Here is a 21,659-nt window from a genome sequence, read left to right as displayed (position 1 = left end):
CGCGACAGCCATCAAAAAAGTCCCGATGACGTTCATGGTCATCGGGACTCTTTAGTTATTGTTAAAATTAAATTTCAAAAGTACTACTATTCGGCTGCATTATCATAACCAAAGGCATCAATCTCGTTGATGGCGCTACCGTTACGGCGGCTGTTCTTTATGACGAAGCAGAAGTAGCGGAAGTTCTTCATCTCACCAAAATTCCAGGTTGCCGAAGCTGAGCCATTCCAGAACACCATAGTGGTATGCTTGTAGACTGCATGCTGGAAAGCAGGCGTATTGGCGTAGTCGGCACCGGCGTTGATGTCAAACTTCTCGTTACCACAATAGAGTTCTACGTTATAGAGTGTACGGCCGTTATACCAATTACCAGTATTCTGGTAGAGCACTATCTTGTTAACGAAAGTAGTCTCATTGCCCAGGTCTACGAGGAAAATCTTGGGATAGGTGCCATTGTTCCACCACCAGCCGTTGGCAAAGTTGCTACTATTTACGCCATCGATAGCCAGTTCGGGAGGATAGCCATTGCTATAACCAGGAGCCTCTACCGACCAGTTGGTATGGGTAAGTTTGCCGGCAATAGGCGTGGGCGACTTGCTCCAACTGTTCCAGATAGTGTCCAGTCCGGCAACAGGGCAGTAGCCCGAGGCATACTCATAACGAGTACCCACCTTGGCATTTTCTAACACCACGCTGGCTACATTGCTGGGCACAGGGTCTGTAACCACCCACTCGCCATCGTTGTTGAGATAGCGGAACTTGGTTGCCACCATCTCATTGGTGCCAAAGTCAAGGGTTATATTGGCGTTGGTGCCACTGGGAATCTCAGCCGACTTAATGGTACGTTCTGAGTGTGTTGCGAGCCAGATGTCGCCATAAGGCGAAGCGGTATTCTCAGACTGCATAGACTGGTTGCCCTCCTTGTCGTAGTTGACGATGTTGAAGGTATAGCTCTGCTCTTTGAGCTGGTCTATTTCCAGTCTGATACTGTCCTGCCCGGCATAGTCGGCATAGTTCAGTTCCTTGGTCTGGTCGCCATTGTCCCAGGTGATGACAGCCTTGGTCACCGAGGGGTCTTTGGGCGTAGCCCATCTGAGCTGTATACGCTTATAGCCCAACTTGGCGTTAAGGCCATTGGCTTTCTCCGGATAGACGCTGCCGCCAGGTACTACCCACTGCTTGTAGATGTCGTCCTGATCCTTGCAGGAAGTGAACGAGCCTATAAGCGCGGCAATCAATGTTATATATAATATTCTTTTCATTGTCGTATGCTATTTAGGAAGATTACTGTTTTAATAAATCTGACCATAAGGACTTACCTCGCCGATGAACCATCCACCTGAGGTCTGCTTGTACTGCCATGACTCGAAGGTGTTAACCACCACGATGCGCAGATAGCGTATCTTGTCAAAGGCACGGGGTGTGAGCGGGTTGGTGTTGTCGCACTCATACTCAGTGCTGTTCAGATAGTACTCGCGGTCCTCAGAGGTCCAGCCGTCTACGGTGCCGTCAGGAGCATAACCCGATGGCTTGTACTGCTCGCCCTTGGCAATCATGAACCACCCACGGCTGAAGCCATGACGAGACTGGTAGTCGGCATCGTCCTTGTTAGCAGGATTGTTTATAAGGTCCTGGCGTGGGTCTACATCAGTACCCCAGAACTCCCACTCGCGTACATTACCACTCTGGAAAGGCATGTAGTCCCAGCGGGGCTTGGTGGCGATACGGCTGATAGAAGCCTCCTGGCCGAGGTCAATGGTAAGCCATGTGGGAATGGGGTTACCCTTGGCTGCAAGGAAGAACTTGCCGGTACCATTGTACACACCGTCGAAGAGGGCTTTTACGTCACCGCCACCGGTATCGTTGACAAAGTTGTCTGCACCGGGCTGCAGTTTTTTGAGGTCCACAGGATACGTGCCTACAGGATAGTGCTTGCAGAGTTTCTTGTTGAGAGCTACCTCCTCCTTGGGAGTCAGTTTGATGAGCTGTGTCTCAGAAACATTGCCGAAATCATCACGGAAGTGGAACGCGAAAACGGTAGGAACTGCTTCCAGGCCACGGCGGGTCAAGACGACAGAGTTGCTCTCTGTGAAGAAGGTAGACACGTCTTTCCACTTACGCTGGTCGTAGGCCAGGTCTTGGTCAGGGTTGGTCTGGTCGCACTGTACTACGAGGGCCAGTTTGGCCAGGGTAGGATTATCAGTGATACGTATTTTGATGCCACCGAAACTCTCGAAAGCCTCGAACTTTGCGGTCTTGACGGGAGCTACCAGCGGAGTTATTTTCACGGTCTGTCCCTCTGACTTGTCATCGTTGGCATTAAACGAGCGGATTACCACGTCGTGCTCGTTCTCGTCGGCATAACCTTCTACGACCAGTGTGTCAAGATAGCGCGATATGCGTGACTCTACGGTTGCCCCGTTGCGCTGGTAGGTTGCTACCACGCCCTTGAGGTTGGGGTCGTCAGGGATAGACACCTTGATGACGGCACCGCCAGGAACCGATTTGATGCCCACAATGGTGGGCTTCTGCGGAATGGCTATTTCGCCTTTCTGGTCTATTCTGTTGCCGTCACCACAGCTAACCAGGGTGATGACAGCCATCAGTAATAAACTGAGTGATATTAGTATCTTTTTCATAATTGTATGCTATTTATTAGTTTACCAACCTGTGTTCTGGATAAGATTAGGATTGTGTTCCATAGTCGATGTGCTGATAGGCCAGAAGTAGTCGCGGAGCAAGAAAGGCTGCTCGAACACGAGGGTCTTCTTGTAGTATTCAGTAGGATCCGAGGCGTTCAGGTTGAAGCCGTAGATATTCTTGCTATACTCTGCGGGGGCCTCTTTCCAGCGGCGCAAATCCCAGAAACGCTGGCTCTCGAATGCCATTTCGTTCATACGGTCCTGGTGGATGATGGCGCGCATACCGGCCTGTGTGCTGTAGTAGCCGGGGTTGGTGCTGTAGCTGTCCCAGGCAGTCTTCACGTCAGGAATATGGGCACGCTCACGGATGTCGTTGAGACACTTGAACATCTCGGCGCTGTTAGGACCATTGGGGCCTTCCACCTCGTTGATGGCCTCGGCGTAGAGCAGGTAGAGGTCAGTGAGACGGATGATAGGATAGGGGAAGAAAGTCGTAGAGACATTCGTTCCGGCATTACCCGATACACGGTTCTGGTAAGGAATGGTACGCTTGGGGAAGTAGCCGGTTACAGGGCCCTGGTTGCCACCGAGCTTGTTGGCATACTTACCATTGCGGCACTCTACATCGAAAATGTCCTCGGGCGAGAGTTGACCTGGGGCTTTCTGCAGGGTAGCCTCGGGCAACTGGCCGAGCCACTTGCCACCGTCGAAACCTAAGTAGGCATAGAAGCGGGGTTCGCGGTCGAAGTTGAGCTTAACGGTCTCGTAGCCTTTCTCTATATAGTATTTGTGGGCCTCGTCGCCACGTACAATATCAAGCTCGTTCCAGCCGTTCTGGCGATCCCTGTCAACCGTGATTGGCACTCCGTGCTTGGTGTAGAACTCCTCGGCTATCTTCAGAGGCACACCAACGCAGCGGTAACCAGTGATGGGGCCACTCATTCCGAGTGTCTTGGCCTGGAGGTCTACCGTGGCGAGCATCTGCCAATACTGGCGCTCGCTGCTTCCCCATGAGAGCTGGGTGTTGCCCCAGATGAGTTCTGTGTTCCAAGGCTGGCAAAGTGTGCCACGCAGAATGAGATCGGTCTTCAGCGTGTCGTTGTCGCCCAGACGCAGGGTAATGTCCTGGCCTGTGTACAACTTGATGTTAACCTTCTCGCACTCATCGATGGCATCCTTACAAGCCTGCATGGCATATTTCCAACGCTCCAACTTCTGCTCCTCGGTCTTTGAAGGGAACAACTGTACGCCGCGCTTGTCAACGAGGTTCTTCTGATCCTCGTTGCCATTAAACAGGGGGCTGGCAGCATAGCAGGCCACACGGGCCTTCATGGCAGCAGCGGCAGCCTTGGTGACATAGCCATACTCACTCTCGTCAAACGACTCAGACAGATAGGGGATGGCCTTGTCTATCTCGTCCAGGACAAAGTTGAAACAGCTGTCGATGGGGTCGCGGTAAACACGGACCTCTTCTACGCTGGCATCCATGGGCAGACTGTGCTTGGTGATAGGGATGGCACCCCACTTGCGGATAAGGCAGAAGTGGTAGTAAGCCTTGAGGAACCGTCCCTCGGCCTTCCACTGCGCCTTCTCCTCATCGGTCATGTCAGGCACTTTGTCCACGTTGTCTATTAGGTTGTCGCAGTCGCGAATGGCCGTAAAGTAATGATCCCAGTCATTGCCATATACATTGGACTTGCTCTGCAGACCACGGGCTATCATGGTCATGGTCTGGCCGATGTACTTTTGGGTGGTACGGGGATAGAGATCCCACAACTCGTCACCACCGAGCAGAGCCGGGTCGCCACTTCCGAAACCGTCTTTCTGCATATATGAATAGCAGGTACCACGATAACGGATGGCTGTTGAGCGAAGGTTGAAGGCGTCGTCCAGTGTGGGGTCGCCGCCATCGGGCACTACATCAAGGTAATCGTTGCACGATGCAAGGCTCATCAGGGCTACACCGGCAATCAGTACCGAAGTCTTGATTTTGTTAAATATCTTCAACATAATATGGTCTGTTTTATTGGAAGGTAACGTTTAAGCCGATATTGATAGTACGCTGCAGCGGATAGTTCAAGGCTGAGGCTCCCTGCTCGGGGTCCCACATCTTGAAGCTGCTCCAGTTGAGCAGGTTGGTACCCGATACGTAGAAGCGCAGACTGTCCATGTGCCACTTCTTGGTGAGATTGCGTGGAATGGTGTAACCTAACTCCATCTGCTTCAGGCGCAGGAACGAGCCGTCGCGCATCCACCAAGTACTGGTCGGCGTGTTGTTGTTGTTAAGATAGGTGCTCAGGCGGGGCCAGAAGGCATACAGGTTGCGGTTGTCCTCGCTCCAGTGGTCGTCGGCGATAGACTTGAGCAACTGGGTGTGCTGGTAGAATGGAGCCATACCGCCAGTGTTGTTCTTGCTGTAGCCACTGGCGTTGATCCAGAACGACTCGTTGGCCAGGCCCTGGAAGAATACCGAGCAGTCGAAGCCCTTGTAGCCTACCGACACACCGAAGCCGTAGATAAACTCAGGCGAGGTGGGGTTGCCGATGGGCACCATATCGGCCTCGTTGATGATACCATCTTTGTTTACGTCGGTGTACTTGATGTCACCACCGCCGTACTGCGAACCAAAACCGGCCTGCGACGGGCTGTTAGCGGCCTCCTCGTCGTCTACGAACAGACGCTCGGCTATGTAACCCCATTTCTGCTTGATAGAGTAGCCCTTGTGCTGGCGATACGACTCGGCATAGGTGGGCTCCTCGTAAACCTCGTACTTGCTGCGGGCAAAAGTGAAGTTACCGCGGGCCGATGTCCAGAGATCCTTGTTCCAGTTTTTCTTGTATTCGAGCTGGATGTCTACACCGTGTGCAGAGGCCTCGCCGATGTTGGCGCTGATAGCGGTCTGCAGACCCATAGTCGACGGAATGTCTGCACGGCTCATATATATATCGGTACGCTTCTCGTTGTAGTATTCGGCTATAATGTCCAAGTCCTTGTACAGCTGGAGTTCCACTCCGAAGTTCTGCTTCTTGGAGCGTTCCCATGTAATGGCTGCGTTGGCATAACGCTTAAAGGTGATGCCGTTATAGGTGGTCTGCAGGTTGTTGCCGAAGTGCGATGCGGCCGAGCCAGAGTTCATATTCATCTCAGAGAGATAGAAGAAGCGGTTGGTTGCCTTTCCGATGTTGTCGTTACCTACGAGACCGTAAGAGTAGCGCAGTTTCAGCTTGGTGATAATTTTTTCCAATGGCTTGAAGAACTTCTCGTTAGACATCATCCAGCCGAAACTCATTGAGGGGAAGAAACCCCAGCGGTGCTCCTTGGAGAAACGCTCAGAACCGTTGTAACCGAAGTTGAACTCGGCAAAGTAGCGGTCGTCATAGCCGTAAGTCAATCGGCCTGCCAGGCTCACGTTACGCGAGGGCAGCGAGAGCTGCAGGCTGCCGGCGTTGGCATTGCGCTGCTCGCGGGTGGTGAATACCAACAGGGCACCCAGGGAGTGAACGTCAAAGTGCTGGTTCCAGTACAGGCGGCTTTCCCAGTACATGGTGTTGGTCACGTTCTTCTTTCCTTCTTCATAGGTCAGATAGTCTGTACCATCCTCATTGATACGGTTAATGTGGTACTCGCCTGTGTACGAGTCGTAGCTGCCCAGCTGATACCAGTAAGGTTTGAAGTAACGCTTGGTGGTAAAGTCAGAAAGGCGCGTAAGGTTAAAGAGGGTGGTGAACTTCAGGCCCTTGGTGATGAAACTCAGATCCTGGTCCAGCTGTACGGCGGCTATCATCTGGGAGCGCTGGTAGTCCTTGTAGCCGCGAACCATCTCGGCGTATGGGTTGATGTATCCGCCCGTCTCGTAGTTACCGAACATGATGTGCTTGATGCCTATATGGTCATTGTCCATGGGATAGTAGGCGGGGAAGAGCACAGGGTCGGCGTGCATTACGTTGACAAACATCTCGTTACCCGAAGACATCGGGCCGGTGTAGTCGTCAAAGTTGCCGGTAAGGCGCAGGCCCACCTTGGTGGTCTTGGTAACATTGACATCCACGTTGGCACGCATGGTGTAGACCTTGCTGTCAATGTTGTTGTTGAAGCTGTTGCGGTGGTCCACCTTCAGGATACCGCTATCCTGGGTGAAGGCTCCCGATATATAATAGGTAGCCACCTTACCACCACCTCGGATAGACACATCGGCACGGGTGCTCTGTGCGGTGTTCTTGAACAGCATGTTGTACCAGTCGTTGGCAGGGTAGATGATGCGGTTGGCACCAGGCTTGCCCGTGTTCTCTATCTTGTCCTGGCTGTAGATGAGGTCGTCAATGTTGCTGGGATTGCGCGACAGCAGGGCCTCGTTGTAACACTGCATGTAGGTTACGGGGTCGGCTATCTCCACCTTCTTGGTAGGACTTGAGATAGAGTGCTCTATACGTCCGAAAATCTTGGCGGGACCCTCCTCACCACGCTTGGTGGTAACCAGGATGACACCGTTGGCACCGCGGGCTCCGTAGAGGGCTGCGGCCGACGCATCCTTGAGGATAGAGAAACTCTCGATGTCATCGGGACGCAGACGGTTAAGGTCTGTTGTGGTCAGCTCGATGTTGTCGATCAAGATAAGAGGGTTGGAGCCACCCTCGCCGAACGTGGTGACGCCACGAACGAAGAAGTCGGTGTTGTCCTGGCCCGGCTCACCCGAGCGGGTGTAGGCTATCATACCAGCGATGTTACCGGCAAACGACTGGGTAAGGCTGCTCGATGGTACGCGCAGGTCCTTGGCGTTGACCGTGGTAATAGACGCGGTGATACTCTCCTTCTTCTGCTTACCGTAGGCTACGACCGTTACCTCGTCAAGCTCGTTACCCTTGGGGGCAAGCTCTACATTGATAACTGTCTGGTTTCCCACGGTAACGACTTTGTCCTCCATACCTACGTAGGAGAACACAAGTTTGTCGGTTGGCTTGACTTTGATTTCATAGCCACCATCAACGTCGGTCATAACACCCTTTGTGGATTTCTGGACTACTACGCTTGCGCCCGGCAAGGGTTCGCCAGTACCTTTCTCAGAGACTTTTCCCTTGACCGTTATCTCTTGTGCCAAAAGAGACAAAGGCATGAAAAGCAAGAAAAAGAGTAATGTTAAACTACATTTTTTACTCATATTTTATCAATTATTAAGATGATGCTGATGCAAATTTACAATTAATTATGAGACCCAAAAACTTTTTAAGGTGAAAATTGCGTTACAGTAGGTAATTTTTAGCGCAAAATTTGCGCAATTCCAGAACCACGGGGACTAATCAGAAAATAATTGCGTTTCCCCCTATACCTATTTATATATATAAGGGGACATAGTAGAGGGTTGAAAGGTTGGTAACGCCTACGGCTAATCGCAACTCTTACAGAGTAGCTATATTAGTTGATCGCTTACCCAGGGTAGCGTGCTTCGCCCGCAACCCTGGGCTGAGGAAACGCAACTCCTACAGAGTTGCCAGGGGTGCGCACCGCCTACGATGGGATAACCATACATGGTTGTTGGTGTGCATATCATCGACAACAACCAAATTATGTATAACCCTTGGCGGGCGCATCATCAACGATGAATTATGGCCCGCAAGCAGCAGCAACTCTGTAGGAGTTGCGATTTCATAGCCCAGGGTTGAGGTGCGCAGCGCCTCTACCCTGGGTAAGAACACCACCCTACTTAGCTACTCTGTAAGAGTTGCGGTTAGCCGAAGGCGTTACCACGGCAGGAAACAAGGGTTCTATCGTGGAGCTAATCTATAATTAGTTGCTTCTATTTGTGGTTGATATAAATACAAAAAGCCATGGCGGCTGTTGTCGGCTTCGCCTTTTTGTGGCTGTCGGTGACGCCAGTCGGAAAACTCGTTTTCCTCTGTGTCGTCGCCGCCATCCCCAACGCCATGCTTTGCATGACGACAACAGCCGGCATGGTTCAAAAAGCGGCCGGTGGCCGTAAAAAAAAGTCCGCCGTTGGCGGTAAAAAAACAGCTGATTGTAAGCCCCTCCCTAACCCTCCCCAAGGGGCGGGAATTCATTCTCGCTGTGTTTTAGGAGGTTGTAGTTACGCTCTTTTTCTTGAAAAAGGCTGGTATGGGGCCTTTGTTTTGGCTTTTTTCCTTCCCCTTGGGGAAGGTTAGGATGGGGCTTATGGTGGACGGGGCGCACCCCTGGCAACTCTGTAGGAGTTGCGATTTCATAGCCCAGGGTTGAGGGGCGCAGCGACTCTACCCTGGGTATATATATAATAAGGTGGAGCTACTCTGTAAGAGTTGCGGTTAGCCGAAGGCGTTACCACAGCAGGAATAGCAGCTTGTGTTATTACGCTTATATGACGCTACCGATAGATAATCAGGTAATCATTTTTTTGTACCGGCGTAGCCGGACTTTTTTTACCGCCAAAGGCGGTCTTTTTGTATTTGCGGCTTTTCAGCCTGCCACCAGGCAGGCGCGGATGGGGGGTGGCGGGGAATATCCGAGAGCATGCTCTCGAGATATTTACCGACACACACAGACGCATAGGGCGAAGACCTGAAAAGCCACAAATCTTTTTGTGTTTTCTTGTGATGGTATATTCAAGGATATGGAACCACACGCGACATATAACACATACGGCTAAGCGCAACACGCTATCACCTCCGCTCACATCCTACTACCTTCCCCACTCTCCCGCCAATCACTGCGGATTGCAGAGGACTTCGCAGACGCGGTCCTGGAAGTGGCGGGCATCGCTGGCGCGCATCACTCCCTGGTTGAGTATGGCGAAGCAGAGCTGGTGCCCGTTGGCGGCAGTGCAGTAGCCTGCCAACGAGATGACGCCGGTAAGGGTGCCGGTCTTTGCCTTGACGTTATCCTTGGTGAAGGTTCCGTGCATACGCTTTTCCAGAGTGCCATCTACTCCTGCCTTAGGCAACGAAGGGAGCAGATGAATATAGATATTCTGATAACGATAGGCATAGCGGAGCAGACGCACCTCGAGTTCGGCGGTGACATAGTTGTAGAGCGACAGACCCGAACCGTCGGCAATGCGGTAGCGCTGACCGTGGAGTCCTACCTTGTCTATAAGGCGACGGATATACTGGCGGGCGTGACGGGCCGAAGCCGGACGGGCACCACCCGAGGCTGCGAGCTGATAGAAGAGCGACTCGGCATAGAGGTTGTCGCTCTCCTTCATCATACGCATGAGTATCTGGTCGATGGTGTGATAACGGGCGCAGATGCAGAAGGCTGTGTCGGGCTTGACGGCGGTAGAGGCAAAAGCCTGGACCACAAGCCCCGACTCGCGCAGTTCACGCTCAAAGCGCTCCATAAACTGGTCCTTGCGGCCATAGATGAGGGGCGTGAGCACGGGGTTGTCGTCGTCCCAGCACCATCCCTCGCCCAGCAGGTCGTAGTCCTTCATGCTCTTGTCGGCATAGAGGTGGCCGCGGATAGTGTCGACGCCCATCTTACGGATGCTCTCGACAAAGGCTGACATATCATCGGCATTGAAGAGGGGGTCCATGCCACCCACGCAGTAGATGTCGCCCTCGAGGGTACGGTTGGCGATATGCCCGGTATAGCACAGCTCGGTCTTGGTCTGATACGAACCGCCGAGACGGTCGATGGCGGCAATGGCGGTGAGCAGCTTCATGGTCGACGCCGGACGCATCATCTGCCGCTCGTTGTGACGGTAGATGACAGAGTCGGCTGTGAGGTCATAGACCATGAGCCCTACCTGAGAGGTCTGGAACATATCGGCCTCGAGGAGACGGTCGATGCCATGTACGGCAGACTGTGGCCACTTCAGCGAGAGCGAGTCGCGCACGAGGGTGTCGGCAGGCAGAGTCCCCCCCACTTTCTCGTCCTCGCCCGCTACGTCCTGGGCCTGTACGGGAACTGCGGTCAGCCACATCAGCAGCCAACCTAATATATATAAATAGGTACGCGTCATTGTTTAACAGTTATTCTCTTTGTCATTTCATCTACAAACAGCTGTTCCATCTGTGGTTTCAGACTCAGCGACCTGCCCTTGCCATACTCTACGAGTACATAGCCGACCAGCCCGAAGCAGTTTGTCATCGTCTGGCAGCGGCTTACATCGGCATAGGCAATGCTGCGGGTACGCGAGAAGCGACCACCGCTCACCACGAGGGCCTCGGGGGTGAAGGAATAGGTGGTATGGAGCACGCGCTCGACCATCAGCACCCACACGGCTGCCACAGGCAGCGCCACCACCACCCTCTGCATCCAGAAGAAGTAGAAGGAGAGCAAAGCCATGAGCACGATGGCACTCACATCGATGGCCGTAACCCTGTAATGGAATATCCTGTTCATAATAACTGTATGCAAAATTACGAATTTAATTGCCAAAAGAGTTATGATTATTATAATTTTTAGTAAATTTGCACCGAAATAAGATAAATATGGTTTACAAGTACGATTTTCTCATTATCGGCTCAGGCGTAGCCGGAATGAGTTATGCGCTTAAGGTAGCGAGAGCACATAAAGGTAAGGTCTGCATGATATGCAAGACATCGCTCAACGAAGCTAACACCTACTTTGCCCAAGGCGGAGTGGCGTCGGTAACCAATCTGCTGAAAGACAATTTCAAAAAGCATATCGAGGACACCATGATAGCCGGTGACTACATCAGCGACCCCAAGGCCGTAGAGCAGGTAGTGACGATGGCGCCCGAGCAGATCAAGGAGCTCGTCAACTGGGGTGTCAACTTCGACCGCAAGGACAACGGCGAGTTCGACCTGCACCGCGAGGGAGGCCACTCCGAGTTCCGCATCCTGCACCATGCCGACGACACCGGTGCCGAGATACAGCGCGGTCTGATGGAAGCCGTGCGCAGCAACCCCGACATCGATATCAAGGAAAACCATTTTGCCGTAGAGATTATTACCCAGCACCACCTCGGTGCGCGCGTCACCCGACGCACTCCCTATATCAACTGCTATGGAGCCTACGTGCTCGACCCCGACACCCAGAAGGTAGACACCTATCTGAGCAAGGTCACCGTGATGTGTACCGGTGGCTGCGGAGCCGTCTACCAGACCACCACCAACCCCGTGATTGCCACGGGCGACGGCGAGGCTATGGTCTACCGCGCCAAGGGTACCGTACAGGACATGGAGTTTGTGCAGTTCCACCCCACCTCGCTCTACCACCCTGGCGAGACTCACCCCGCCTACCTCATCACCGAAGCCATGCGTGGCTACGGCGGCATACTGCGTCTGCCCAACGGCGAGAGTTTCATGGAGAAGTATGACAAACGACTCTCGCTGGCTCCGCGCGACATCGTGGCTCGCGCCATCGACCGCGAGATGAAGACCCACGGACTCGACCACGTCTGCCTCGACGTCACCCATAAAGACCCCGAAGAGACGCGCCACCACTTCCCCAATATCTATGCCAAGTGTCTCTCCATAGGCATCGACATCACCAAGGAATATATCCCCGTGCGCCCCGCAGCCCACTACATGTGTGGTGGCATCAAGGTCGACCTCAACGGATGCTCGAGCATCAACCGGCTCTACGCCATCGGCGAGTGCTCGTGTACGGGTCTGCACGGCGGCAACCGCCTGGCCAGCAACTCGCTCATCGAGGCGGTGGTATATGCTGAGACCGCAGCGCGCCACAGCATAGAGCACGTCGACGAGTATGACTTCAACGACAAGGTGCCCGACTGGAACGACGACGGCACCATGACCAATGAGGAACAGGTGCTCATCACACAGAGCGTGAAGGAGGTGGGCGAAATCATGAGCAACTATGTGGGCATCGTGCGCAGCGACCTGCGTCTCAAGCGTGCCTGGGACCGTCTGGACCTGCTCTACGAAGAGACCGAAAACCTCTTCAAGCGTGTCAAGGTGAGCAAGGAGCTCTGCGAGCTACGCAATATGATCAACACGGGTTACCTCATCACGCGTATGGCCATCGAGCGCAAAGAGAGCCGTGGTCTGCACTACACCATCGACTACCCGGTACACGCTTACGATAAGAAATAAGCACGGCACATAGACAATGGAAGCCCCTACACGGTCCTCCACAAGGAGAGAGGGTTGAAAGCCCCTCCCCAACCCTCCCCAAGGGGCGGGAATTCATTCTCGCTGTGCTTTAGGGGATTGTAGTTACGCTCTTTTTCTTGAAAAAGGCTGGTATGGGGTCTTTGTTTTGGCTTTTTTCCTTCCCCGTGGGGAAGGTTAGGATGGGGCTTATGGTGGACGGGACGCACCCCTGGCAACTCTGTAGGAGTTGCGATTTCATAGCCCAGGGTTGAGGGGCGCAGCACCTCTACCCTGGGTATATATATAATAAGGTGTAGCTACTCTGTAAGAGTTGCGCTTAGCCGTAGGCGTTACCACGGCAGGAAACAAGGTTTCAATTGCGGGATTAATCCATTAATAACTGCTTCTATTAGGGGTTGATATAAACACAAAAAGCCATGGCGGCTGTTGTCGGCTTCGCCTTTTTGTGGCTGTCGGTGACACCAGTCGGAAAACGAGTTTTCCTCCTTGTCGTCGCCACCATCCCCAACGCCATGCTTTGCATGACGACAACAGCCGGCATGGTTCAAAAAGCGGCCGTTGGCCGTAAAAAAAGTCCGCCGTTGGCGGTAAAAAAACAGCTGATTGTGTTATTCCATCTGTTTGACACCTGCCGATAGAAAATAAGGTAATCTCTTTTTGTACCGGCGCAGCCGGACTTTTTTTACCGCCAAAGGCGGACTTTTTGTATTTGCGGCTTTTCAGCCTGCCACCAGGCAGGCGCGGATGGGGGTGTCGGGAAATATCCGAGAGCTCGCTCTCGAGATATCTCCCGACACACACGGACGCATAGGGCGAAACCCTGAAAAGCCACAAAACTTTTTGTAGCTTCTTGTGATAGCATATTCAAGGTATATGGGCATATACATTACAAGTAACGCCTACGGCTAAGCGCAACTCTTACAGAGTAGCTATATTAGTTGGTCGCTTACCCAGGGTAGCGTGCTTCGCCCGCAACCCTGGGCTGGGGAAACGCAACTCCTACAGAGTTGCCGCTGCTTGCGGGAGGCCAATTGCGGGGTTAATCCATTATTACCTACTTATGTAATAAGTTGATATAAACACAAAAAGCCATGGCGCCTGTTGTCGGCTTCGCCTTTTTGGGGACTGTCGGTGACACCAGTCGGGAAACTCGTTTTCCTCTTTGTCGTCGCCACCACCCCCAACGCCATGCTTTGCATGACGACAACAGCCGGCATGGTTCAAAAAGCGGCCGGTGGCCGTTCAAAAAGTCCGCCTTTGGCGGTAAAAAAACAGCTGATTGTAAGCCCCTACCTAACCCTCCCCAAGGGGCGGGAATTCATTCTCGCTGTGCTTTAGGGGGTTATGATTGCGCTCCGTTCCTTGAAAAAGATTGGAATATGGAGATCATTTGGGCTTTTTTCCTTCCCCGTGGGGAAGGTTAGGATGGGACTTATGGTGGACGGGACGCACCCCTGGCAACTCTGAAGGAGTTGCGATTTCATAGCCCAGGGTTGAGGGGCGCAGCACCTCTACCCTGGGTATATATATAATAAGGTGTAGTTACTCTGTAAGAGTTGCGATTAGCCGAAGGCGTTACCCGCAGCAGGAAACATGGGGGCAATCGCGGGGCTAATCTATACGTGGCCGTGCGCACAATCCTACCCACCCTCCTGCCGAGCGTACACAAAAAAAGCCCTCTCACGTTTCACAACGGGAGAAGGCACAAATTATGAAAACTTTAATCTATCCGAATATCTTCTATTTCTTGAGAATATCGAGCTTGGGGGTATCGATGCCGCTCACATGGTCGTGGCGCACATCGTTCTGCTGCTCAAAGATTACGATATCGTTCTTGCCCTTCTTCAGGAAGCAACCAGGCAGATAGAGGGTCTGCTGGGGACCCACCTTCCAGTAACGGCCCAGGTTGACACCGTTGACAAAGACGATACCCTTGCCCCACTCTTCCATATCGAGGAAGGTGTCGCCGGGGCTGGCTACATCAAACTGACCCTGATAGATTACGGGCAGACCCTTGGCATAGCCGTGGTCGCCAGCAGCCAGCACAGGAGCCTCGCTCATGGGCAGACAATACATTTTCCACTCGCCCTCGATGGGGTTGTCGTTGATGGTGATGGGGCGCACAAAGCCCTTGAAGCTCTCGGAGATGCGGGCACCATAGTTGATGCGTCCCATATTCTCGACCAGGATGTCGAGGGTGCTGTTGAAGGGTACCTCGACCTCCAGGCTGTCTACGCCGGTGACGGCGTTGAGCTCGCCCACCTTCTCGCCGTTGACATAGACGATGCCATAGTCGGCAATGCCGTCGGCCTTGAGCACTCCGGCGATGGGCTGGTTGAAGTGGCGGCGGTAGAGCACGTATCCGTGGCCCTGGCCGAGCGCCTCGAATGTGGGCATGGTGTCACACTCCACAGGCGTCATCCCCTCGATGCGGTCAAAGAGGTTCTGGGTCTGGGTGAGACGTATTTGGGGCAGCGTGATGACAGGTATGCGCTCGGGCACTGCCGGCACATCCTTGTTATACTGCATCAGTATCTTTCTGATGGCCTCATACTTGGGTGTAGCCCATCCTGCCTCACTGATGGGGGCATCGTAGTCGTAGCTGGTGAGGTCGGGCTGCAGACGGATGTCCTTGGTATAGTTGGCACCCGAGGTGAAGCCGAAGTTGGTGCCACCGTGCACCATGTAGAAGTTGAAGCTGATGCCGGCATCGAGATACTTCTGCATCTGCTTGGTAAAGGCATCGGAGCTGACCTTCTGGAAAGGTTCGTTCCAGTGGTCGAGCCATCCGGTATAGAACTCTGCGACCATGTAGGGGCCCACTCCGCCGTGATAGGCGTCTACCTTCTTCTTGATGGTGTTGATATTGTTTTCGCCGTTGCACGTGGGCAGTGCTCCCTCGATGGCTCCACCCTCGAAGAGCCAGCTGCCATCGCTGGTGAACATGGGGATGTCGAAGCCGGCGTCGATAAGCTGCTGACTGATGGCGGCACTATACTGTCTGTGTACATCGAGGGGGATGTCCTTGCGCTGGCTGACATACGAGCCAAACTCGTTTTCAGCCTGTACCATGACGATGGGACCGCCCTTGGTTATCTGGAAGTCGCGCACTTGGACTGCGAGCTGGTCGATATAGGTGCGGCACGAGTCAAGGAAAGCCTTGTTCTGTGTGCGTATCTTCATCTCGGGCACGGTGCTGAGCCACCAGGGATAGCCGCCGTACTCCCACTCGCCACAGGCATAGGGACCGGGACGCAGGATGACCATCATGCCCTCGTCGGCAGCTGCCTTGAGGAAGGCGCGTATGTTGCGGTTACCCGTGGTCCAGTCCCACACTCCGGGTGCGGTCTCATGGTAGTTCCAGAAGACGTAGGTGGCCACGGCGTTGAGTCCGAGGGCTTTCATCATGCGCAGACGGTGATGCCAGTAGGCTGCGGGCACGCGCGAATAGTGCATCTCGCCCGAGTGGATCTGTATGGGTTTTCCGTCGTAGACAAAGTTGCCTCCCTCTATCTTGAAGGTATGCTTGGCCTTGGCTCCGGCTGTGGCGGTGAAGCCTGGCAGCAGGGTCATGGCGGTCATGATGATAACGATGATAAGTAGATTGCGTCTCATTATTGTTGTGATATAAGTTTTATTCCTTACAAAGATAATAATAATAAGGTATATCGCCCAACAAATCATCGAAAATTTTGCCCTACCCCACGATTTTTGTCGCCAAAATGACAAAAAGGCAGACCAAGACTGACATTTTGTCAGTTTTCGGGCATAGGTACATAGTTTGTATCATGATGAGTGACAATAACAAAGATAATAATTAAAACAACAAGCGATATGACATTTGACAAATTTACTATCAAGGCGCAGGAGGCCGTGCAGAGCGCGGTCAACAAGGCGCAGATGGCGCAGAATCAAGCCATAGAGCCGGTACACCTGCTGGCAGGTATCATGGACAAGGGTAAGGATGTGACCCAGTTCATCTTCCAGAAGCTGGGCGTCAACCCACAGCAGATTGAAACGCTCGTCGAGAGCGAGATAGCCCATCTGCCCAAGGTGCAGGGAGGCGAACCCTACTTCACCAATGCCACCAACGAGATACTGCAGAAGGCTATGGCCGAGGCTGCGCGCATGGGCGACGAGTATGTGGCCATCGAACCCATACTCATGGCTATCATGCAGACCCAGAACACGGCAGGACGCATACTCCGCGATGCAGGCATGACCAAGGACGAGGTAGAGAAGGCCATCGCTGCCCTCAGACAGGGCAAGAAGGTCGACGATGCCCAGGCCGACGAAAACTACCAGGCGCTCGCCAAGTATGCGCAGAACCTCATAGACAAGGCGCGCAACGGCAAGCTCGACCCTGTGATAGGCCGAGATGAAGAAATACGCCGCGTGCTGCAGATTCTCTCGCGCCGAACCAAGAACAACCCTATCCTGATAGGTGAGCCGGGTACGGGCAAGACCGCCATCGTCGAGGGACTCGCCCAGCGTATCGTGCGTGGCGACGTGCCGGAGAACCTGAAGAACAAGCAGCTCTTCTCGCTCGACATGGGCGCGCTCGTGGCTGGTGCCAAGTACAAGGGTGAGTTTGAGGAGCGACTCAAGAGCGTCATCAAGGAGGTCACCCAGGCCGACGGCAACATCATCCTTTTCATCGACGAAATCCACACGCTCGTGGGTGCCGGCGGTGGCGAAGGTGCCATGGATGCCGCCAACATCCTCAAGCCTGCCTTGGCACGTGGCGAACTGCGGGCTATCGGTGCCACCACGCTCAATGAGTATCAGAAGTACTTTGAGAAGGACAAGGCGCTCGAACGCCGTTTCCAGACGGTTATGGTCGACGAGCCCGACGAGATAGATGCCATCAGCATCCTGCGTGGCCTGAAGGAGCGCTATGAGAACCACCACAAGGTGCGTATCCAGGACGATGCGTGCATCGCAGCCGTCAAGCTCTCCGAGAGATATATCTCTGACCGGTTCCTGCCCGACAAGGCGATAGACCTGATGGACGAGGCTGCCGCCAAGTTGCGCATGGAGCGCGACTCGGTGCCCGAGGAGCTCGACGAGATTGACCGCCATCTGAAGCAGCTTGAGATAGAGCGCGAGGCAATACGCAGCGAGATCAAGCACCGCCAAGGCAGCGGCGCCGAGGATGATGCGGCTGCCAATCTGCACGACTCGCTCGACAAACTGGACAAGGAGATTGCCCAGCTGGGTGAGCAGGAGCGCCAGTACAGGGCTAAGTGGGAGTCCGAGAAGGCCCTGGTCAACAAGATCCAGCAGGACAAGCAGGAGATCGAGAACCTGAAGTTTGAGGCCGACAAGGCTGAGCGCGAGGGCAATTATGGCCGTGTGGCTGAGATACGCTACGGTCGCCTGAAGAGCATCCAGGACGACATAGACCATATCCAGCAACAGCTGCGGGGTACCCAGGGCGGCGACGCTATGGTGCGCGAAGAGGTCACTGCCGACGATATCGCCGAGGTGATTAGCCGCTGGACGGGCATCCCCGTGTCGAAGATGATGCAGAGTGAGCGCGAGAAGTTGCTGCATCTCGAAGACGAGCTCCATCACAGAGTGGTGGGTCAGGACGAGGCCATCAAGGCTGTCGCTGATGCCGTGCGCCGCTCACGAGCCGGACTGCAGGACCCCAAGAGACCTATCGCCTCGTTTATCTTCCTCGGCACGACCGGTGTGGGTAAGACCGAACTTGCCAAGGCGCTCGCCGAGTATCTCTTCAACGACGAGAACATGATGACGCGTATCGATATGAGCGAGTATCAGGAGAAGTTCAGCGTGACAAGGCTCATCGGCGCGCCTCCAGGATATGTGGGCTACGACGAGGGTGGCCAGCTGACCGAGGCAGTAAGACGCAAGCCTTATTCCGTGGTCCTCTTCGACGAGATAGAGAAGGCCCATCCCGACGTGTTCAACACCCTCTTGCAGGTATTGGACGACGGCCGACTCACGGATAACAAGGGCCGCGTGGTCAACTTCAAGAATACCATCATCATCATGACCTCCAACGCCACGCGTGAGATGCTGGGCAAGATTATGCGTCCTGAGTTCCTCAACCGTATCGACGACATCATCACCTTCCATCCGCTCACGCAGGAGGAAATCTCCAAGATTGTGGAACTGCAGATGCAGAAGTTGCAGAAGATGACTGCCGAGCAGGGCGTGACACTCACCTGGACCAAGGCGGCAATAGACTATCTGTCGCGTGTGGGCTTCGACCCCACCTTTGGCGCCCGCCCCGTAAAGCGTGCCATCCAGGACTACGTGCTCAACGACCTGAGCCGTATGCTGCTGGCTGAGCGCGTAAGCAAGGACAAGCCCATCACGGTCGATGTCGCCAACGACCACATCGTGTTCAGCAACTAATTTACCATTAAAAAAAATCCCTTCCGCCATAAGTGACGGAAGGGATTTTTTTGTGTCTGTATGTGTCGTAGTTACTTCACCACTTTCTTTCCACCTACGATGTAGATGCCTGCAGGGAGATTGTCGAGGCTGGTGCCCAGATACTGGCCCTGGATGTTGTAGACGCGGTTGTCTACGGGCTTGCCAGTGGTCTCGACAGTATCGATGCCGGTGCCTACGCCATCAGCCACGATGCGCACCTCATCGAGGAACATACGTTTGGCAGGGGTGAAGGTAATCTTGCCGCTACCGGTGCCGGTAATGTCGATGCTGTACTCGGTCCATTCCTCATTCTTCATGGTGAGGGTAGCTACCTCGGCGCCGTTGTAAGTCACCTTGAGCGAGGTGGCGTCACTGCCGTAAGGCGCAGCCTTGAAGGTGAGCTTGGCCTTGCCGTTGAGGGCAAAGGAAGGTGTGGTGGCAGAGCCGCTCTTCTTGGAGGAGCCAAACTTGCCGCACTTGAAGCCACCAGCACGGGAGACTGACTCCCAACCTGCGTTGTCTGTTACCAGCGCATTGCTGCCAGAACTCCATGTACCGTCGTTTCCGCCCGTTCCAGCACACTTGTCAAAGCTCTCATAAAACACCTGACCCTCTGGAGTGGGTTCTACCACGATAGCTGCATTGTACTGGAAGTTCACAGTACCGTTGTCATTCTCGGTAATGTCCTTGACCTGACGGCCCATGTTGCGGGTACCGTCCTCGTTGTCGTTGTAAAGACCGAACGAAGGTATCGATGTGTCGCTCAACTCATTGTTTGACTTGTAGGGATACAGGTCACCTGTGAGTGTAGTCTTGGTATAATACTGCTCGTATTTGTCCCAGTACTTACTGTCGTCAATGTTGTCGGCATGTACGAGCGTGAGGCGCTGGTGGTCGTTCTTGAAGTCAGCTGTCCAGCCATCTTTCTGACGGAATTCACCCGTAGAGTTGACCACATTGTTAATCCAGCAGGTGGGGTCATAGTCTACATGGATGACCTGCAGACCTGTAGCCTCAATATACTTGTCCCACTTGGTCTGCTGACGGTTTTCGAGGATGAAGTATTCGTTGCGGTTACCTTTATTATATATTACGTATGCCTTTCCGCCCTCGCTGGTGGGCTTGAGATCTGTCACCGTCACGTTCTCGTCTTCGAGCACCTCGTAGTCTATCCATCCGGCAATCCATTTCTCATAGGCAGTATAACCGGCGGGGCAGAAGCCGTCGTCGTTGTAGCCGGCAGAGTCCATGAGGTCAAAGCTCGACATACCGAAATGCCCCTCATAGAAGATGTCATAGAGGTCGGGATAGCCCAGACAGTGAGAGAACTCGTGGCAGATGGTACCGATACCATCGATACCAGAGTAGCCCATCTCGGCAGAGCAGGCGTAAGAATTGATTTTGACACCATCGAGGGAGAGTGTTATTTTGGCGGCAGCCAGTTCATAAGCGTGGGGCCAGATAGTGTCATCGCTACCACCGTTGGCCTCGCCCTGTCCGGCGTAGATGACATAGACCTGATCCACCTCGCCGTTACCGGTCCAGTCGTAGTCAGAGAAGTCTACCCAACCATCGGCAAGCTCACAGGCTTCCTTAATCATCTGCTCGGGATGCTTGTCGTTGCCTTCTGAGTCATTTCCACCATAGTAAGCCATATTCTGCGACAGGGTTACAGGCCCTACCACGTCAAAATCGATGGTAAACTTGCCATCGCTCTGTGCGCTGAAGTAGTCCTTGATACTGCCGTTGAAGCCATTGTCCTTGTAGTTCTCGGCATTGGCTATCTTCTTGTACAGGTCGAGGGTATGGCTGGCAGAAAACTTCTTGTCCTTGAAGTTGGCGAGGATGATGAGTCCCTTCTTGGTGCCCCGATAGTTGCCGCGGTTGCCCGAGATGTCGGCCTTGCGACGGCTGGCGTAGTGCTGGTTGGCACGGGCACGACGCTGCTTGGCACGGGCAGCCACCTTGGTGGCATCTTCCTGCTTGTACATACCATTGCCTGCTGATACATAGCTCTTTCCGTCGGCATCACGATACCAGTGGCCGTGCTCGTCGCCCACCAGGCGGGCCTTGACTTGACTGCCGTCGGCAAGGGTAATCATGCGCCACAGATTAGGGCGTGCGGGGATGGCTGACATTGTCATCACTGCGAGCAGGAACAATGACAAGAGAGTAATTCTTTTCTTCATACTTGATTATAATTGTTTACTTGGTTATTCGTGTGTAGCCGTTGGAGCATGCTGCGACTTGATTTTGTTCATCCGCGTCGACTCGAGGATGGGCAGATTGGTCTCTGTGGGGATATAGATGACGGTCTTGTCGCTCAGGTCGCTCTGCTGGCGCACCCAGAGATACTGGATATAGGTGGGGGTGATGCTGCCGTTCTCTATCTTGATGGCTTCGGCGGCACCCTTGGCGCGTGCCACTTCGGCCTGGGCGTTGAGCTTCTCGGCCTCGAGGTTCGCACGGGCTTCCTCTATCTTAATCTTGCGGTTCTGTTCGGCTTTGGCAAACTCGGCCTTGCCTTCCATCTCCTGCGACCATACGTTGTACCAGGGACGGATGAATGCCATGCCTA

At 53.8% G+C, this 21,659-nt stretch carries 13 protein-coding genes; 4 read left to right on the top strand and 9 right to left on the bottom strand.

Features of this window, described 5'->3' with window-relative positions; all coding sequences use genetic code 11:
• Window positions 1-86: 86 nt before the first annotated feature.
• Genes CIK95_RS04440 through CIK95_RS04425 form a run of 4 tightly spaced genes read right to left on the bottom strand, consistent with a single transcriptional unit; the run spans window position 87 to window position 7,737 of the window.
• A complete protein-coding gene (locus CIK95_RS04440; RefSeq protein ID WP_094466385.1) occupies window positions 87-1,262 on the bottom strand; it encodes a DUF4998 domain-containing protein in 1,176 nt (391 codons plus the stop codon).
• A 30-nt stretch (window positions 1,263-1,292) separates the two neighbouring features.
• On the bottom strand, window positions 1,293-2,639 hold the full coding sequence (locus CIK95_RS04435) for a DUF5000 domain-containing lipoprotein (RefSeq protein ID WP_094466384.1): 1,347 nt from the start codon (window positions 2,637-2,639) through the stop codon (window positions 1,293-1,295).
• A 21-nt stretch (window positions 2,640-2,660) separates the two neighbouring features.
• Complete coding sequence (locus tag CIK95_RS04430) at window positions 2,661-4,652, bottom strand: RagB/SusD family nutrient uptake outer membrane protein (RefSeq protein ID WP_094466383.1); 1,992 nt, start codon at window positions 4,650-4,652, stop codon at window positions 2,661-2,663.
• Between the two features lie 13 nt (window positions 4,653-4,665).
• A complete protein-coding gene (locus CIK95_RS04425) occupies window positions 4,666-7,737 on the bottom strand; it encodes a TonB-dependent receptor (RefSeq protein WP_254046422.1) in 3,072 nt (1,023 codons plus the stop codon).
• A gap of 727 nt (window positions 7,738-8,464) precedes the next feature.
• Here CIK95_RS04425 and CIK95_RS04420 point away from each other — a divergent pair.
• On the top strand, window positions 8,465-8,797 hold the full coding sequence (locus CIK95_RS04420) for a hypothetical protein (protein ID WP_094466381.1): 333 nt from the start codon (window positions 8,465-8,467) through the stop codon (window positions 8,795-8,797).
• A gap of 536 nt (window positions 8,798-9,333) precedes the next feature.
• Here CIK95_RS04420 and dacB read toward each other — a convergent pair.
• Together dacB and CIK95_RS04410 are read right to left on the bottom strand one after the other, a co-directional pair.
• Window positions 9,334-10,590 (bottom strand): D-alanyl-D-alanine carboxypeptidase/D-alanyl-D-alanine-endopeptidase, encoded by a 1,257-nt coding sequence (dacB, locus tag CIK95_RS04415; RefSeq protein ID WP_094466380.1) that lies wholly within the window; start codon window positions 10,588-10,590, stop codon window positions 9,334-9,336.
• Entirely contained in the window at window positions 10,587-10,973 is a 387-nt protein-coding gene (locus CIK95_RS04410) for a hypothetical protein (RefSeq protein WP_094384456.1), read from the bottom strand. Before CIK95_RS04410 ends, dacB begins: the two co-directional genes overlap by 4 nt.
• A gap of 89 nt (window positions 10,974-11,062) precedes the next feature.
• Here CIK95_RS04410 and nadB point away from each other — a divergent pair, with 89 nt between their 5' ends.
• Window positions 11,063-12,652, top strand: a complete 1,590-nt coding sequence (nadB, locus tag CIK95_RS04405) for an L-aspartate oxidase (RefSeq protein WP_022310312.1) — start codon at window positions 11,063-11,065, stop codon at window positions 12,650-12,652.
• 437 nt (window positions 12,653-13,089) lie between these two features.
• Window positions 13,090-13,311 carry a hypothetical protein gene (locus tag CIK95_RS04400; RefSeq protein ID WP_094466379.1) on the top strand — a complete coding sequence of 74 codons (222 nt, stop codon included), beginning with the start codon at window positions 13,090-13,092 and terminating at the stop codon, window positions 13,309-13,311.
• 1,102 nt (window positions 13,312-14,413) lie between these two features.
• Here the strand turns inward: CIK95_RS04400 and CIK95_RS04395 are convergent.
• Window positions 14,414-16,288 carry a beta-galactosidase gene (locus CIK95_RS04395; protein ID WP_094466378.1) on the bottom strand — a complete coding sequence of 625 codons (1,875 nt, stop codon included), beginning with the start codon at window positions 16,286-16,288 and terminating at the stop codon, window positions 14,414-14,416.
• Between the two features lie 219 nt (window positions 16,289-16,507).
• On the opposite strand from CIK95_RS04395, the gene clpB reads away from it, so the two are divergent.
• Window positions 16,508-19,060 carry an ATP-dependent chaperone ClpB gene (clpB, locus tag CIK95_RS04390; RefSeq protein WP_094466377.1) on the top strand — a complete coding sequence of 851 codons (2,553 nt, stop codon included), beginning with the start codon at window positions 16,508-16,510 and terminating at the stop codon, window positions 19,058-19,060.
• A 71-nt stretch (window positions 19,061-19,131) separates the two neighbouring features.
• Here the strand turns inward: clpB and CIK95_RS04385 are convergent, their stop codons facing one another.
• Window positions 19,132-21,270 carry a M6 family metalloprotease domain-containing protein gene (locus CIK95_RS04385; RefSeq protein WP_254046421.1) on the bottom strand — a complete coding sequence of 713 codons (2,139 nt, stop codon included), beginning with the start codon at window positions 21,268-21,270 and terminating at the stop codon, window positions 19,132-19,134.
• A gap of 24 nt (window positions 21,271-21,294) precedes the next feature.
• Complete coding sequence (locus CIK95_RS04380; RefSeq protein ID WP_254046008.1) at window positions 21,295-21,654, bottom strand: hypothetical protein; 360 nt, start codon at window positions 21,652-21,654, stop codon at window positions 21,295-21,297.
• Between the last annotated feature and the right edge of the window lie 5 nt (window positions 21,655-21,659).

The organism is Prevotella sp. P5-108 (genome assembly GCF_002251385.1).
Lineage (GTDB): Bacteria > Bacteroidota > Bacteroidia > Bacteroidales > Bacteroidaceae > Prevotella.
This window is presented reverse-complemented; position numbering and strand designations above follow the sequence as displayed.

What these genes read in the sequence shown, in the direction of transcription:
- CIK95_RS04440 (WP_094466385.1), bottom strand. Translation starts at nt 1,262, where the DNA reads ATGAAAAGAATATTATATATAACATTGATTGCCGCGCTTATAGGCTCG.
- CIK95_RS04435 (WP_094466384.1), bottom strand. Translation starts at nt 2,639, where the DNA reads ATGAAAAAGATACTAATATCACTCAGTTTATTACTGATGGCTGTCATC.
- CIK95_RS04430 (WP_094466383.1), bottom strand. Translation starts at nt 4,652, where the DNA reads ATGTTGAAGATATTTAACAAAATCAAGACTTCGGTACTGATTGCCGGT.
- CIK95_RS04420 (WP_094466381.1), top strand. Translation starts at nt 8,465, where the DNA reads ATGGCGGCTGTTGTCGGCTTCGCCTTTTTGTGGCTGTCGGTGACGCCA.
- dacB (WP_094466380.1), bottom strand. Translation starts at nt 10,590, where the DNA reads ATGACGCGTACCTATTTATATATATTAGGTTGGCTGCTGATGTGGCTG.
- CIK95_RS04410 (WP_094384456.1), bottom strand. Translation starts at nt 10,973, where the DNA reads ATGAACAGGATATTCCATTACAGGGTTACGGCCATCGATGTGAGTGCC.
- nadB (WP_022310312.1), top strand. Translation starts at nt 11,063, where the DNA reads ATGGTTTACAAGTACGATTTTCTCATTATCGGCTCAGGCGTAGCCGGA.
- CIK95_RS04400 (WP_094466379.1), top strand. Translation starts at nt 13,090, where the DNA reads ATGGCGGCTGTTGTCGGCTTCGCCTTTTTGTGGCTGTCGGTGACACCA.
- CIK95_RS04395 (WP_094466378.1), bottom strand. Translation starts at nt 16,288, where the DNA reads ATGAGACGCAATCTACTTATCATCGTTATCATCATGACCGCCATGACC.
- clpB (WP_094466377.1), top strand. Translation starts at nt 16,508, where the DNA reads ATGACATTTGACAAATTTACTATCAAGGCGCAGGAGGCCGTGCAGAGC.
- CIK95_RS04385 (WP_254046421.1), bottom strand. Translation starts at nt 21,270, where the DNA reads ATGAAGAAAAGAATTACTCTCTTGTCATTGTTCCTGCTCGCAGTGATG.
- CIK95_RS04380 (WP_254046008.1), bottom strand. Translation starts at nt 21,654, where the DNA reads ATGGCATTCATCCGTCCCTGGTACAACGTATGGTCGCAGGAGATGGAA.